The 14732-nt window shown below is 69.5% G+C and carries 13 protein-coding genes; 6 read left to right on the top strand and 7 right to left on the bottom strand.

Going from position 1 to position 14732, the window contains the following annotated elements; translation table 11 throughout:
• The first annotated feature begins 77 nt into the window (after positions 1-77).
• The 3 genes from flgJ (at position 78) to flgL (ending at position 4006) form a co-directional block, all read left to right on the top strand.
• A complete protein-coding gene (gene flgJ / locus EV683_RS04810; RefSeq protein ID WP_131862032.1) occupies positions 78-1046 on the top strand; it encodes a flagellar assembly peptidoglycan hydrolase FlgJ in 969 nt (322 codons plus the stop codon).
• Positions 1047-1113: 67 nt separating this feature from the next.
• A complete protein-coding gene (gene flgK / locus EV683_RS04805; RefSeq protein ID WP_131862031.1) occupies positions 1114-2973 on the top strand; it encodes a flagellar hook-associated protein FlgK in 1860 nt (619 codons plus the stop codon).
• A 22-nt stretch (positions 2974-2995) separates the two neighbouring features.
• A complete protein-coding gene (flgL, locus tag EV683_RS04800) occupies positions 2996-4006 on the top strand; it encodes a flagellar hook-associated protein FlgL (protein WP_131862030.1) in 1011 nt (336 codons plus the stop codon).
• A 61-nt stretch (positions 4007-4067) separates the two neighbouring features.
• On the opposite strand, the gene astE is transcribed toward flgL, so the two are convergent.
• The 3 genes from astE to EV683_RS04785 form a co-directional block, all read right to left on the bottom strand.
• Positions 4068-5063 carry a succinylglutamate desuccinylase gene (gene astE, locus EV683_RS04795; protein ID WP_131862029.1) on the bottom strand — a complete coding sequence of 332 codons (996 nt, stop codon included), beginning with the start codon at positions 5061-5063 and terminating at the stop codon, positions 4068-4070.
• 122 nt (positions 5064-5185) lie between these two features.
• Positions 5186-5971 (bottom strand): enoyl-CoA hydratase-related protein, encoded by a 786-nt coding sequence (locus tag EV683_RS04790; RefSeq protein ID WP_131862028.1) that lies wholly within the window; start codon positions 5969-5971, stop codon positions 5186-5188.
• Between the two features lie 64 nt (positions 5972-6035).
• Entirely contained in the window at positions 6036-6827 is a 792-nt protein-coding gene (locus EV683_RS04785) for an alpha/beta fold hydrolase (protein WP_066609440.1), read from the bottom strand.
• On the opposite strand from EV683_RS04785, the gene EV683_RS04780 reads away from it, so the two are divergent.
• On the top strand, positions 6826-7023 hold the full coding sequence (locus EV683_RS04780) for a hypothetical protein (RefSeq protein ID WP_131862027.1): 198 nt from the start codon (positions 6826-6828) through the stop codon (positions 7021-7023). The genes EV683_RS04785 and EV683_RS04780 overlap by 2 nt on opposite strands.
• A complete protein-coding gene (locus EV683_RS04775) occupies positions 7020-8777 on the top strand; it encodes a GGDEF domain-containing protein (protein ID WP_131862026.1) in 1758 nt (585 codons plus the stop codon). The genes EV683_RS04780 and EV683_RS04775 overlap by 4 nt, the downstream gene beginning before the upstream one ends.
• A 5-nt stretch (positions 8778-8782) precedes the next feature.
• Here EV683_RS04775 and EV683_RS04770 read toward each other — a convergent pair whose 3' ends face one another.
• Both EV683_RS04770 and EV683_RS04765 read right to left on the bottom strand, forming a co-directional pair.
• A complete protein-coding gene (locus tag EV683_RS04770; protein ID WP_131862025.1) occupies positions 8783-8971 on the bottom strand; it encodes a hypothetical protein in 189 nt (62 codons plus the stop codon).
• 75 nt (positions 8972-9046) lie between these two features.
• A complete protein-coding gene (locus EV683_RS04765) occupies positions 9047-9226 on the bottom strand; it encodes a hypothetical protein (RefSeq protein WP_131862024.1) in 180 nt (59 codons plus the stop codon).
• A gap of 145 nt (positions 9227-9371) precedes the next feature.
• Between EV683_RS04765 and speA the strand changes: the two genes are divergently transcribed.
• Positions 9372-11252, top strand: coding sequence for an arginine decarboxylase (gene speA, locus EV683_RS04760; RefSeq protein WP_131862023.1), 1881 nt, complete (start codon positions 9372-9374; stop codon positions 11250-11252).
• Between the two features lie 95 nt (positions 11253-11347).
• Here speA and EV683_RS04755 read toward each other — a convergent pair whose 3' ends face one another.
• Positions 11348-12538, bottom strand: coding sequence for an EAL domain-containing protein (locus tag EV683_RS04755; protein ID WP_131862022.1), 1191 nt, complete (start codon positions 12536-12538; stop codon positions 11348-11350).
• Complete coding sequence (locus EV683_RS04750; RefSeq protein ID WP_243694711.1) at positions 12535-14679, bottom strand: methyl-accepting chemotaxis protein; 2145 nt, start codon at positions 14677-14679, stop codon at positions 12535-12537. The genes EV683_RS04755 and EV683_RS04750 overlap by 4 nt, the downstream gene beginning before the upstream one ends.
• Positions 14680-14732 lie beyond the last annotated feature (53 nt).

Below are 14732 nucleotides of genomic sequence, written 5' to 3'. Positions count from 1 at the left end.
GCCAGCGGCCAGTCGGCCGCTTTTGCTTTTCTGGCCCGGATATTGCTTATATCGACCGGTCACGGAGCCGAACCCGCATGAACCCACTATCGAACGCCTCCTTTTCTTCCGCCGACGCCGCCCAGCGCTTGGCCGTCGACCCCGGCAGCCTGGAAGCGCTGCGCGCGCGCTCGGCGCAAGACCCCAAGTCGACCGTCAAGGAAGCCGCGCGCCAGTTCGAGGCGCTGTTCATGGACAAGCTGATGCAGGCGATGCGGGAGACCCGCTTCGACGGCGAGGACGACTCGCCCGAGATGGACACCTACAAGGGCCTGCTGGACCAGCAGCTGGTGCAGACCTTGTCCAAGACCGGCGGGCTCGGCCTGGCCGAGGTGCTCAGTCGCCAGCTGGCCAAGCTGGCGCGGGAGGAGGGCGGCGAGGCCGGGGCGGTGCGGCGCTTCTACGCCCAGCCCGAAGGGCTGAGCCTGCCTGCGGTCAGGAAGGCGCTGGCCGCCTACGGCGCGCCGGCTCCCGCGCCGGCGACGGAGGCAATTTCTGCCGCCGGCGCGGCCGACTCTGCCGCCGCGGGCAAGAGCTTGCCGGGCACGCCGCAAGCCTTCGTCGAGACGATGCTGCCGCACGCACGCGGCGCGGCGGCCGAGATCGGCGTCGCGCCCGAGCTGGTGGTCGCGCACGCGGCCCTCGAGACCGGCTGGGGGCGGCGCGCGATCCGGCATCCGGACGGCCGCGACAGCCACAACCTGTTCGGCATCAAGGCCGGCGGCAGCTGGAAGGGGGCGACGGTGGACGTGATGACCACCGAGTACGTCGGCGGGGTGGCGCAAAAGCGCGTCGAGACCTTCCGCGCCTACCCCTCGTATCAGGCCGCCTTCGACGATTACGCGCGGCTGCTGACCGACAATCCCCGCTACGGTCGGGCCCTCAACCAGGGGGACAACGCCGACGGCTTCGCGCGCGCGCTGCAGACGGGCGGCTACGCGACCGACCCGCGCTACGCGAAGAAGCTGGCCGACGTCGCCGGCGGACTGATCGGCCGCGGCAGCTGAGCCGGCGGCGAATCCGGCCTCAAGTTTTCGCCGGGGCGGCCGATAAAGGCATTCAGGAGAGAGGGTTATGGGTAGCGGAATTTTCGGAATCGGCATCAGCGGCCTCAACGCCGCGCGCGCCTCGCTGGAAACGACCAGCCACAACATCAGCAACGTCAATACCGCAGGCTACCACCGGCAGACGAACAGTCAGACGGCGCGCACGCCGTTCTTCGAAGGCTACGGCTTCGTCGGCCGCGGCGTCGACACCACCCAGGTATCGCGCGTCTACGACCGCTATCTCGAAAGACAGCTCAACGGCGCGATCTCGCTCGACAGCTACTACGGCACCCAGGAGAGCTTCCTGGCGCAGATCGACAACATCGTCGCCGACCAGACCGCCGGCCTGTCGCCGACGGTGCAGGATTTCTTCCGCGGCCTGCAGACCCTCTCGGCCAACCCCAAGTCGATTCCCGCGCGGCAGGACGTGATCAACCTGGCGCAAAGCCTCGCCGGCCGCATCCAGTCTTTGCACGGCCGCTTCGAGGACATCCGCCGCAGCGTCAACGGCCAGATCCAGAGCGTCACCGAGAACATCAACGCCTACTCGGAGCAGATCGCCAGCGTCAACCAGCGCATTCTCGCGTTGAACCAGGGCAGCGCCCGGGTGCCGAACGACCTGCTCGACCAGCGCGACCAGCTGGTCGCCGAATTGAACAAGCTGGTAAAGACCGACGTGATGCTGCAGCCGGACGGCAGCTACAGCGTGTTCATCGGCAACGGCCAGGGGCTGGTGACCGGGACCTCGGCCAACAAGCTGGTCGCGGTGCCCAACGCCGACGACCCCGAGCAGCTGGACGTGGCCTACGGCTACGGTGGCGGCGAGGTACGCATCCCGGAGAGCATGCTCGACGGCGGCCAGCTCGGCGCGCTGCTCAATTACCGCTCGGGCACGCTCAACCGCGTGCAGGCCGACCTCGGCCGGCTGTCGATCTCGATCGCCGACACGATGAACCGCCAGCACGCGCTCGGTCGCGACCTCGACAACCAGCCCGGTTCGGCGCAGCTTTTCAACGACCTGAATCCCTATCTGGACGGCGCCGCGCCGCCGTCGCCGCTGGTCGCCATCGACAACGCGCCGACCTATCTGCAGCTCAAGCAGCTGCGCGAGGCGACCGGCTCGTTCGCGGTCCGGCTCGACGACCCGGCCAAGCTCGCCGTCGGCTCCTCGCTGAAGGCGACGTCGGCGGGCGTCGTTTCGCCGCCGGCGCCGGCGCCCGACACGCCCAGCCTCGCCTTCGTGTCGTCGGTGTGGCAGGAGGCCGGCGCGCGGCCGGCGCCGCTGGTCGATTTCGCGACCGCCTACCCGGCCGGCGTCGATCTGACCTACGACGCGGCGGCGCAGACCTTCAGCGCGCCGGCGCCCTTCGTCGTCACCGCGTCCAGGGACATCGCCGGCGGCTTCCGCCTGACCGACAACAACGGCGTGACGGTCGAGTTCAAGCTCGAGGGTTCGCCCAAGGACTTCGAGGTGCTCCAGATCCGTACCCGCGGCACCGGTCCGGCCTCGGCCGACGCCGCGCCGTCGGACAACGCCAACATCCTGGCGCTGGCCAAGATCCAGAACCAGAACACGGTGGTGAACACGCCGAGCAGCAACAGCGACTTCGTCCCGGCCGGCAACCTCGCCCCCAACACCAACTTCCAGAGCTTTTACGGGCAGATGGTCAGTTTCGTCGGCAGCTCGGCCAACGTCGCCAAGGTGGCCGCCCAGAGCCAGGCGACGACGCTCAAGGAGGTCCAGCTGGCGCGCGAATCGTTCTCGGGCGTGAACCTCGACGAGGAGGCCGCCAACCTGATCCGCTTCCAACAGGCCTACCAGGCTTCGAGCAAGGTGATCCAGATCGCCGAGAAAATCTTTTCCGACCTGCTGCAGCTGGGCGGTTGATCGCTAAGCGGAGAAACAGTCGATGCGCGTCAGTTCCAACACCCAATTCCTTACCGGCACCTTCGGCCTGCAAAGGCAGCAGGGCCAGCTCGTGCGGCTGCAGGAACAGCTCTCCACGCTCAAGCGCGTGGTGCGGCCGTCGGACGACCCGGTCGCCTCGTCGCAGGTCGTCAACATCATGCAGGCGCAGTCGCGCAACACCCAGTTCCTCGAGAACGCAAAGAACGTCGGCACGCGGCTGGCCGTCCCCGAGGCGACGCTGCGCAAGGCGTCCGAGGTGATCCAGAACATGAAGACGCTGGCGGTGCAGGCCGGCAACGGCGCGCTGACCCCCGAGGACCGGCGCATCCTGCAGACCGAGTTCCGCGAGCAGGTCAAGGAACTGGTCGGCCTGGCCAACACCACCGACGCGAACGGCGACTATCTGTTCGCCGGCACCCGGACGCAGAGCAAGCCCTTCGACCTCGTCGTCAACAACGGCATCGATATCAGGTACAACGGCGACTACGGCCAGGTCGACGTCCAGGTCTCGACCGGCCGCGACCTGTCGATCACCGACCCGGGAGGGGCGATCTTCGGCGTGACGAGCGCCAGCCCCGTTCCGGTACCCGCGCCGGTGCCGCCGGCGGTGGCCGACCCGAACGCGACCACGCCGGGCAGCGAGCTTTTGCAGGGCATGCGCCGGCTCGACGAGATCCTCAGCGCGCAGCGGGTGCAGGTCGAGGGCGACGCCGCCTCCGCCGTCTACCCGAGCTACGACGACAGCCTGGCGATGGTGCTCGACGCCTTCGACACCGGCCTCGAGCAGCTGCTCAGGACCGAGGCGAAGATCGGCGCGCGGATGAAGGAGGCCGAATCGCTGCAGTCGGTCGGCGAGGACATCAACGTGCAGTACGCGGCGCAGATCAGCAACCTGCAGGATCTGGACATCCCGAAGGCGATCAGCGACTTCCAGATGACGCTGAACGCGCTGCAGGCGTCGCAGAAGACCTACCAGCAGGTCTCGCAGCTGAGCCTGTTCAACTACATCTGACGCGACCGAAGCGACGAAAAAACCCGGCTTTGCCGGGTTTTTTGCTGCGTTCGCGCGGGGCTCAGGCGAGCGCGACCGGCTCGACGACGATGCCGGCGCGCAGGCCGTTCTTGACCCGCGGGTTGGGGAACAGGATGCGCTCCTCGCCGCCGCGCGCGACGTAGCGGACCTCGCCGTCCTCGGCGATCAGCATGCCGTCGGGCAGCGCGGTGAAATTCTCCACCGCGTCGGCCAGGTGCAGCCGGAAGCCGTCGCTGTGCTTGACGATGTCGAACTTGGCGCGGAAGCCGCGCAAGGTACGCGGGGTGGCGTGCCGGTCGACGTCGCCGCCGGCGATCAGCGCGCGCAGCGCGCGGTCGATGCCGGAAAAGCGTGCCAGCTCGTTGTGGCCGAAGGGGCGCGCCTTGCCCAGCTCCAGCGTGAACGCGTCGGCGCCGTGCCGGTGGCTGGTGCAGTAGGTGAAGGTCGCGGCGGGGGCGCTGTGCAAGAGCACCGCCTCGACGCCGGCGGCCTCCAGCCAGGCCAGCTGTTCGGCGGGCGCGGCGCGACCGTCGAGGTAGGGGCAGATCGCGAACTTCTCGAACACCGAGCCGCGGATCGCGGTGTGCAGGTCGTAGTGCAGGCGCCTTGCGCCGGCGTCGGCGAAGAAGCCGGCGGCGAGCGCCTCGAGCTGGGCCGCGCGCGACGCCTCGCGCGTGCCGGCGTGGCGCGCGTGCGCGCCGTCGAACAGCCGGTTCAGGTCGTAGTCGAGGTAGCGCTCGCCGGCCAGCAGCGCGGCGGGGTTGCCCAGCAGCACCATCAGCCGCAGCGCCGGCGCGAGCCGGCCGGCGAATAGGTCGGCGAGGATGGCTTCGACCACCTCGACCGGTGCGGTCTCGTTGCCGTGGATGCCGGCCGACAGCAACAGGTCGGCGTGCGGCGCGCCGGTCGGTTCGATCAGCAGCGCGCCGACGTCGAGCCAGCGCGCGGTGGCGCCGCCGGGCAGCGTCCACGGTTGCGGGTCGGGCGTCTCGGCGGCGAGGGTGGCGGCGAGGAGGCTGAAGTCGGGTCGGGTCATGGCGGTCGCGTCGTCATCGGGATGTCACGATTCTAGCGGCGTGGCCGCCAAGGAAAACACGCCATGCCGCGCTTTTGAACGCGGATGGCGTGTTTGTGAAGCGTTGCGCGCCGGCGCGAGCTTCAGCCGGCGCTCCAGCGGGGTTTGCGCTGTTCGAGAAAGGCACGCAGCCCCTCGCGCCCCTCGTCGCCGGCGCCGACGCGGACGGCGCATTCGACGGCGAAGCGTTCGCGCGCCTCGCCGGGCGCCTGCGCCATGAGGTCGCGCACCAGCGCCTTGGTCTCGCGCATCGCCTGCGGGCCGTTCAGCAGCAGTTGTTCGATCAGGCAGCGGACCGCGGCGTCGAGTTCGTCGGCTTCGACGTCCTGGTGGATCAGGCCGAGCCGTTTGGCCTTGCCGGCGTTGAAACGCTCGCCGGTCACGAAGTAGCGCCGGGCGGCACGCTCGCCGATCGCGCGGATCACGTGGGGAGCGACGACGGCCGGCAGTTGGCCGAGGCGGACGTCGGAAAAGCTGAACAGCGCCTCCGAGGCCGCGACCGCGACGTCGCAGCACGCCACCAGGCCGGCGCCGAGGCCGAAGGCCGAGCCCTGCACGCGCGCGACGGTCGGCAGCGGCAGCGCATCGAGGGTGGCGAGCAGCCGCGCCTGGCCGAGTGCGTGGCGGCGTCGCGCCTCGTCGTCGTGCTCGAGCTGGCGGCGCATCCACGCGTGGTCGTGGCCGGCCGAGAAGCTGATGCCGCTGCCGGTCAGTACGACGATGCGTACCGAGTCGTCCTCGGCCAGCGTTTCGAAGGTCGCGGTCAGCAGGTCGACGGTTTCGCCGTCGAGCGCGTTGTGCAGTTCGGGGCGATTCAGGGTAACGGTCGCGACGCCTCTGGCGTCGACCGACAGGCGGACTTCGTCCATGCGGGCCCCCTACGGTGGTGTCGATGGCATATCTTGGCCGAAAGCGACTTCCCGGCCAAGCCCTTCAGTCTGCCGGGCAGAAGTCCTCGATCGCGCGCGCGAAGGCGTCGGGCGCCTCCAGGTGTAGCGCGTGGCCGGTCGACGGCAGCCGCAGGAGCTTCGCGCCGGGGATGCCGCGTACCAGCAGCTCGGCCTGGTAGGGCGGTGTGAGACGATCCTCGTCGCCGACGACGACGAGGGTCGGCATCGCGAGCGCGTCCAGCCAGGTGCGTGCGTCGTGCAGCTTGACGCCGTTGATCAACCGGATCACCGACGGCCAGTCGGCCAGCCCTGCCATGATCTTCAGTTCCGGCAAGAGCGCGTAGTGCTGGCTCAGGTAGCGGCTGGAGAACAGCCACGGCAGGCTGACGGCGAAGCGCAGGTCGAGCCCGCCGATCTGGTTGGCGGCGATCCAGCTCTCGGCGATCTGGTTGTTGGCGTCGTCGGACCACGCCAGCGTCGAGGCGAGCACCAGGTGGTCGACGCGCTCGGGGTGGCGGCGCGCGAAGTGCTGCGCGACCATGCCGCCGTAGGAGAGGCCGGCCACGTGGACCTTGTCCCAGCCGAGCACGTCGAGCAGGTGCGCGGCGTGGTCGGCCTGTTCGGGCAGCAGGTAGGCGTCGGTCGCCGGTTTGTCGCTCTGGCCCTGGCCGAGGAAGTCGAGCCGGATCACCTGGTAGTGCGCCTCGAGCTGCGGCAGCAGCAGCGCCCAGGCGACGCTGGACATGGTGATGCCGTTCATCAGCAACAGCGGCCGCTTGCCGTGACCGCTGCTTTCGTAATACAGGCGATGCGTTCCCGCGCTCACGAAGGGCATGATGATGTCCTTTTATGCGGTGGTTTCTTGCAGCATAGATGGCTTTATGCCGTCCGGACGGCCGCTGGCGCAAAAAAGCCGTCATCTGGCGGGGCGGCGCGCGCGGCACAATAAAACGGTCATCTGCATGATCTACAGTCGCTTATCCGTTTTTGTTGCCTTGAGTCGTCTTTTTATGACGATTTTGCCTTTATGACCGACCTCGCCGCCGGACCGACCGTCCGCTGCACCGAACTCGAACTGATCATCCACGAGCGCCGCCTGTCGCCGGTTTTCCAGCCCATCGTCGACCTCGAGTCGGGACGCATCCTCGGCTACGAGGGGCTGATCCGCGGTCCGTCCAACAGCAGCCTGCATTCGCCGCTGAACCTGTTCAGCCGAGCCGCCGAATGCAACCTGACGCTGGCGCTCGACCGCGCCTGCCGGCGCGTCACCGTCGAGCGTTTCGTCGAACTCGCGCTGCCCGGCCGGCTCTTTCTCAACATCAGCCCCGACTCGCTGCTGGCGCCCGAGCACCGACGCGGCGAGACGCTGGCCTTCGTCGCGATGCTCGGCCTGTCGCCCGACCGCATCGTGATGGAACTGACCGAGACCAAGCCTAACGCGGCCTACGAGGCGCTCAAGGAGGCGACCGACCACTACCGCGACGGCGGCTTCCACATCGCGCTCGACGACCTCGGCGAGGGTTTTTCCAACCTCAGGTTGTGGTCGGAGTTGCGGCCGGACTTCGTCAAGCTCGACAAGCACTTCGTGCAGAACATCCACCACGACCCGCTCAAGGAGCAGTTCGTCAGGTCGCTGGTCGACATCGCGCGCAAGTCCGGCGCGCGGCTGGTCGCCGAGGGCATCGAGTCGGTCGCCGAATTGCGCACGCTGCGCCGGCTCGGCGTGCAGTACGGCCAGGGCTACCTGATCGCGCGGCCGAGCCCGGTGCCGGCGCTGGAGCTGCAGGCCTCGATCGACGGCGTCGCCTGGCCGGGCGGGCGCGGCCGCCTCGGCCAACGCCGGCAGCCGGCGGCGCGCGACCTTCTGGTCGAGGTCGCGCCGATGTCGGTCGACGCGCCGACCGACGAGGCCTACCGGCGCTTCGCCGACGACGCGGCGCTGTTCGCGATCCCGGTGCTCGAGGGCGAGGTGCCGGTCGGCCTGCTGCGTCGTCACCATCTGCTCGAGAGCTTCGCGCGGCCGTTCAACCGCGAGCTGTACGGCAAGAAGCCGTGCCGGCTGATGATGGACAAGCAGCCCTTGATCGTCGCGGCCGACCTCAAGCTCAACGAGCTGTCCGGCCTCGTCGTCGCCGCCGAGCGGCGCTACCTGATCGACGGCTTCATCCTCGCCGAGGACGGCAAGTATCTGGGCATGGGCACCGGCTACGAGCTGATGCGCAAGCTCAACGAGCTGCAGGTTTCGGCGGCGCGCTACGCCAACCCGCTGACCGGCCTGCCCGGCAACGTGCCGATCAACGAGACGATAGACCGGCTGATCGAGACCGAGCAGCCCTTCATGGTCGCCTACGTCGACCTCGACCATTTCAAGCCTTTCAACGACCTGTACGGCTACGCGGCCGGCGACGAGCTGATCGAGCTGCTCGGCCGCTTGTTGGCCGAGACCGCCGACCCGGAGCGCGACTTCGTCGGCCACGTCGGCGGCGACGATTTCGTCGTGCTGCTGCAAAGCCCGGACTGGCGCGAGCGGCTCGAGGGGGTGATCGCCGCCTTCGACGCGGCGGTGCCGGACTTCTTCACCGCCGAGCACCGCGCGGCCGGCGGCTTCGAGCTGCCCGGCCGCGGCGGCGAAACGACCTTCTTCCCGTTGACCGGCGTGTCGATCGGCGCGCTCAGGGTCGTGCCCGGTGCCTTTCCGTCGCACCACGAGGTCGCGGCGGCGGCGGCCGAGGCGAAGCGGCAGGCGAAGCGGCGCGCCGGCAGCAGCCTGCACGCCCGGGGGTGATGGGGTCAGTAGCGGCGCTGCGTCGGGCGGTCCGGGCGGCCGAGGCCGCGCGCGAGGGCGAAGGAGGCGGTCAGCAGCGCGTAGGCGCTGGCACGGCCCAGCAAGAACGGGGAGGAGGCGGGACGGGCGGGGGCGGCGAGGGACGGGGCGATGTCGGTTTGGCGGCGGGTCGGATAGTCGGGCAGGGTAAACATGCGGAGCCTCTGTGGGTGATGAAGACCCGGTCAGTTTAACGCGCGAACATGAAAATGCCGTTAATAAACAACCGATTAGACAGGTTTTGTCGCCTGAATGAAAGTATGTGGCGCATTTTTGTTTTCTGCCGCAGGCGCGTGCTTTTCGCCACAGTCATGCGGCGACGGCGGCGAAAAATCGCGACGCGCCGGCGAGGGCAAGCGCTTGTTCCGGAAGGGAAAAACCGCGCCGATGCTGCGGTGCGGCAAAATCATGCCGAAATATCGTCCGACTATGCTTGTCAAGCAGGGGTGGGCTTCCTACAATCCGCGCTCGATTTTTTCGCTCCGACATCCTAGGCCAGCACAGTCCTTGTCCCTGCCGCGCACTAAGGAGCACCCGTTTCTCAAAGGAAAAGCGATGGCTTGGACAGTGGCTGACAGCCGGAGCCTGTACGGCATCCGGCACTGGGGTTCCGGTTACTTCAATGTGGGCGACGACGGCCGCCTGCACGTACGCCCGAACGTCCATCACGATTGCGACGTCGACCTGTACGACCTGGTGCACCGCTTCTCGGCCAAGGGGCTCGATCTGCCGCTGCTGGTGCGCTTCCCCGACATCCTGCAGGACCGCGTGACACGGCTGTGCCGCGCCTTCGACGCCGCGATCGCGGCGCAGGGCTACGGCAACCGCTACACCGCGCTCTATCCGATCAAGGTCAACCAGCAGGAGGCGGTGGTGAAGAACATCATCGCGACCCGCGACGTGTCGATCGGCCTGGAGGCCGGCTCCAAGCCCGAGCTGATGGCGGTGCTCGCCTTGGCGCCCAAGGGCGGCACGCTGGTGTGCAACGGCTACAAGGACCGCGACTTCATCCGGCTGGCGCTGATCGGCCAGAAGCTCGGCCACAACGTGTTCATCGTGATCGAGAAGGAATCCGAGGTCGAGCTGGTGATCGAGGAGGCCAACCGCCTCAAGGTGCGCCCGCAGGTCGGCGTGCGCGTGCGGCTGTCGTCGCTGGCGTCGAGCAAATGGGCCGACACCGGCGGCGAGAAGGGCAAGTTCGGCCTGTCGGCCGCGCAGCTTCTGTCGGTCGCGCGCCGCCTCGACGAGGCCGGCATGGCCGACTGCGTGCGGCTGCTGCACTTTCACATGGGCTCGCAGATTTCCAACATCGCCGACTACCGGGCCGGTTTCCGCGAGGCGATCCGCTACTTCGGCGAACTGCGCGCGCTTGGCCTGCCGGTCGACCACGTCGACGTCGGCGGCGGCCTCGGCGTCGACTACGACGGCACGCACTCGCGCAACGCCAGCTCGATCAACTACGACATGGGCGAGTACGCGCAGACCATCGTGTCGATGTTGGCCGAGTTCTGCGACGAGGCCAGCATCCCGCACCCGAGGATTCTGTCGGAGTCCGGCCGCGCGATGACCGCGCACCACGCGGTGCTGATCATGAACGTCACCGACGTCGAGCGGCTGCCGGACACGCTGCCCGAGCTCGACGCGACCGACGAGCTGTCGGCGCCGGTCAAGAAGCTGTTCGAGCTGACGCAGGCGGTCGACGCCGAAACGGTCACCGAGACCTACTACCGCGCCAGCCACTACGTCGCCGACGTCGCCGAGCAATACGCCGAAGGGCGCATCTCGCTGACCGAGAAGGCGCTGGCCGAGCAGATGCACGCCGCGCTGTGCCGCAAGCTGCACAGCCAGTTGCAGGCGTCGCAGCGCAGCCAGCGCCAGGTCTACGACGAGCTGACCGACAAGCTGGCCGACAAGTACTTCTGCAATTTCTCGGTGTTCCAGAGCCTGCCGGACACCTGGGCGATCGACCAGGTGCTGCCGATCATGCCGATCCACCGCCTGGCCGAGCAGCCGACGCGTCGCGCGGTGCTGCAGGACCTGACCTGCGACTCGGACGGCAAGATCAAGCACTACGTCGACGGCCAGAGCATCGAGACCAGCATGCCGGTACACGACGTCGAACCCGGCGGCGAGTACCTGATCGGCGTCTTCCTGGTCGGCGCCTACCAGGAGATCCTCGGCGACATGCACAACCTGTTCGGCGACACCGACTCGGTCAACGTCTACGTGCGCGAGGGTTGCCGGCTCGAGTTCTCCGGCGTCGAGGAGCACGACACCATCGAGGACATGCTGCGCTACGTGCACCTGTCGCCCGAGGAGATCCTCAACCGCTACGAGGAGAAGGCGCGCTCGGCGCAACTGTCGAGCGAGGAGCGCAACGCCTTCTTCGCCGAGTTCTGCCGCGGCCTCAAGCAATCGTCCTACCTGTCGGTCTGAACCGGACCGGCGATACGGCAAAAAAGGTTGGCTCGGCCAACCTTTTTTCTTTTCCGATGCCGCAGGGCGCGAAGGCCGGCTTGCCGGCCGGCGCCTCAGCCCTGCTCCCAGTCGAGGTCGCAGCAGAACACGTACTGGCGCTCGTCGGTCTCGAAAGCCAGCGACAGCGTCACGCACAGCCGACCGGTGCCGACCGACGGGTAGGGGCGGCTCATCTGCCACTGGCCGGGTGCGGCGAGCGCGCGGCGGTAGTAGGGCTTGCGCGACCAGTCGGCGCCGGCCGCTTCCTCGAGCGGGTTGAAGCGCGCGCGCGGCCCCGGCGGGTCGTGGCGCACCACGCTCGCGCCCTGCTGCACGCCGGCGGCGTCGATCAGGTAGCAGCGGTCGACGGCCGGATCGGCCAGCAGCGCGGCGCAGGCGGCGGGCAGCGGTGCGCCGCCCGCCAGCCGGCGCACCGCCGCGTGGAAGGCCGGCAGCAGCGGGGCCAGACGCGCGCGCTGCGCGGCCTCGTCGCGCGGCGCGCTATCCCATGCCCGTGACAGACGCGCGAGCACGTCGGGCCGCGCCGTCTCGGCGCGCGGGCCGGGGTGGGCGAAGTAGAAGCCCTGCACCAGGTCGGCGGCGGTGTCGAGCGCGACGCGCGCCTCGGCCAACGTTTCGACGCCTTCGATCAGCGCGAGGCTGCCGGCCTCGTGCACCAGCGACACCAAGGCCGGCAGTACGCGCCGCGCCGCCGCGTCGACGCCGGCCGCGCGCACGATGCGGCGGTCGAGCTTGACGATGTCCGGTTCGAGCCGCCACAGCCGCTCGACGTTCGAGGCGTCGGCGCCGAAGTCGTCGATCGCGACGCGGCAGCCGAGCGCCTGAAAGCCGGCCACCGCGCGCGACAGCGCGGCAAAGTCGGCGATGCGGCCTTCGAGGATCTCGATCACCAGCCGCTCGGGCGGCACGCCGCAGGCGTCGAGCAGCGCGGCGAGGCCGCAGACGCCGCAGTCGGGCGACAGCAGCAGGTCGGTCGACAGGTTCAGGAACAGCCAGCAGCCGGCGGGGCTGGCGCGCGCGAACGCCGACAGGTGCTGGCGGCAGGCGGCCAGGTCGAGCGCGCGCCGGGCCTGCGGCGTGGGGGCCGCCGCGAACAGCGCGGCCGGCGACAGCGGCGCGCCGTGCTGGTCGCGGCCGCGCAGCAGCGCCTCGAAGCCGACCAGGCGGCGGTGTGCCGGCGACACGATGGGCTGGAAGGCGCTCGACAGGCAGGCGGGCGGTGCCGGGGTCACGGCGGCGTTCATGGCGCGTCCGCCTCGGCCCTGGCGCTGACCTGGAAGCGGCCGGCCAGCTGCGCCAGCTCGGCGATGGTGTGGCGGGTGTGCTCGACGCTGCCCGACAGCGCGCGCTGCGTCGCCTCGAGGCCGGCGGCGACGCTGTCGAGCCCGGCCGCCTTGTCGGCCTGCTCGCGGCTGGCGCGCGTCAGCGCGCGGATGGTCGCCATCAGCCCGGCGACGATCGCCTCGGTTTCGCGGTTCTCGCCGGCCGACGCCTCGGCCAACCTCAGCCCCTCCTCGAGGTGGGTCATGCCTTCCTGCATCGCGCCGACCGCGCCGGCCGCCTGCGCCTGGATCGCCTGGATGCGCGCGTCGATCTCGCCGGTGTTGATCCGCGTGCGCTCGGCCAGCTTGCGCACCTCGTCGGCGACCACCGCGAAGCCGCGCCCCGATTCGCCGGCGCGCGCCGCCTCGATCGCCGCGTTCAGCGCCAGCAGATTGGTCTGCTCGGCGATTTCCTGGATCAGGCCGACCACCTGGCCGATGTCGCGCGTGCTTTGCGCGAGCTGCTCGATGGTCGCCGCCGACGCGCCGACCGTCTCGCGGATCGAGCGCGTGCGCGCGCCGACCTCGGCCAACTGCGTTTTCGCCGCCACCCGTTGCGCGTCCATCTCGGTCTCGATCGCCTCGGCGTCGCGGTTGGCCGCGTCCAGCGCCGCCAGTTGCGCGGCGAGGCCGGCGCGGCTGTGCTCGACCGTCGCCGACAGCGCCTGCGCCGCGCGCTCGGTCGCGCCGTTGTGCTCGGCCATCTGGCGGTTGCGGCCGGTCAGCCTTGCGCTGACGCGGATCACCTGGCCGAGCGTGGTGTCGAGGTGGTCGATCAGGCTGTTGACCCACTGCGCCATCACGCCGGTCTCGTCGCTGGCCAGCCGCTGGCGGTCGATGCGCATCGTCAGGTTGCCGTCGCCTTCGGCGATGTTGCGCACGCGCGACGACACCTCGCGCAGCCGCGTCGCCAACGGGCGCGTGTAGGCCTGGCGGTAGAGCAGCGCGGCCAGGAGGCCGAGGGCGGCGTAGCCGGCGGCGGCGAGCGGGCCGGGCGCGTACGCGACCAGCGCCGCGCCGCCGGCGAACAGCGCGGCCTGCACCGCGAAGAAGCCCTGCATCAGCCGGAAGCTGACCGAGCGGTAGCGGTAGACCTCCTCGAGGTCGGCCTCGCACATCATGCCCCAGCGGTCCGGCGAGCCGGGCAGGCTGAAGGTGACGCCCTTGCCGATCACCGGCACGTGGCGGTAGTCGGCGTAGCCGGGGTAGGCGACGAACAGGTTGTCGCCGTGCCGTATCGTCTCGCGCACGCCCGGGTGCAACTGGCCGGTCGCCGGGTCGGTGAACACCAGTTCGAACTCGGTGTGGTCCTTCACGCGCACCGTGCCGAAGGCGGTGCGCACGCCGTCCTTGAGGTTGTCGCCGCCCGAGAAGGTGCGGTCCTCGAAGCGCGAGCGCGACAGCGCGGTGCCCGGCGCGATCGTGGGGTCGAAGCCGGGCGAGACCATGAACAGGTAGTTGTCGCCCGATTCGTGGAAGATGTGCCCGGCCTCGCGCTGGATCAGGTCGCCGAGCACGTCGTTCGGCACCCGCGCGACGAGCACGCGTCCGTCGCCGGTCGCTTGCAGGAAGAGCAGCGTCACCGCGTCGTGAAAGCGCGACGAGCGCGGGCCGAGCTCCAGCGTGGTTGCGTCCTTGAGCGGCCCGAGCAGCAAGGGCGCCTGGCGCGCCATGTCGAGCGCGGCGCGCGGCGGCGCGCTCTTCGCGCCGCGCCGGCCGGCGCTGCTGGCCTCGACCGCGTCGTCGGCGCCGATCAGGAACAACTCGGTCGCGTCGGGCAGCTCGGCCAACTGCGCGGCGAGGAAGTCGGCCAGGTTGGCCGAGCCCGTCGCGCCGAGCTGAGCGGCGACGCTTGCGAGCGCCTGCCATTGCTGCTCGGCCCACTGCGTCAGCACGCGCACGCGGGTCTGCGCGAAGCTGTCGAAGGTGCTCTCGATCGCCGGCAGGCGGTCGCGGTTCAGGAAGGTGGCCCAGCGCATCGCCAGCTTGCCGGTCTTGCCCCAGATCGGCAGCCAGCGGCGCTCGGCCGGGCTCAGGTTCATGCTGCGGGTCGGTCGGTTCATGATCGCTTGGACATGTTATTGGTTTGTGCGATGCAAAAGCATGAACTGTACCT

This window comes from Crenobacter luteus, from assembly GCF_004345725.1.
GTDB classification, from domain to species: domain Bacteria; phylum Pseudomonadota; class Gammaproteobacteria; order Burkholderiales; family Chromobacteriaceae; genus Crenobacter; species Crenobacter luteus.
The sequence above is the reverse complement of the archived record's forward strand: the minus strand, read 5'-3'. Positions and strand labels throughout refer to the sequence as shown.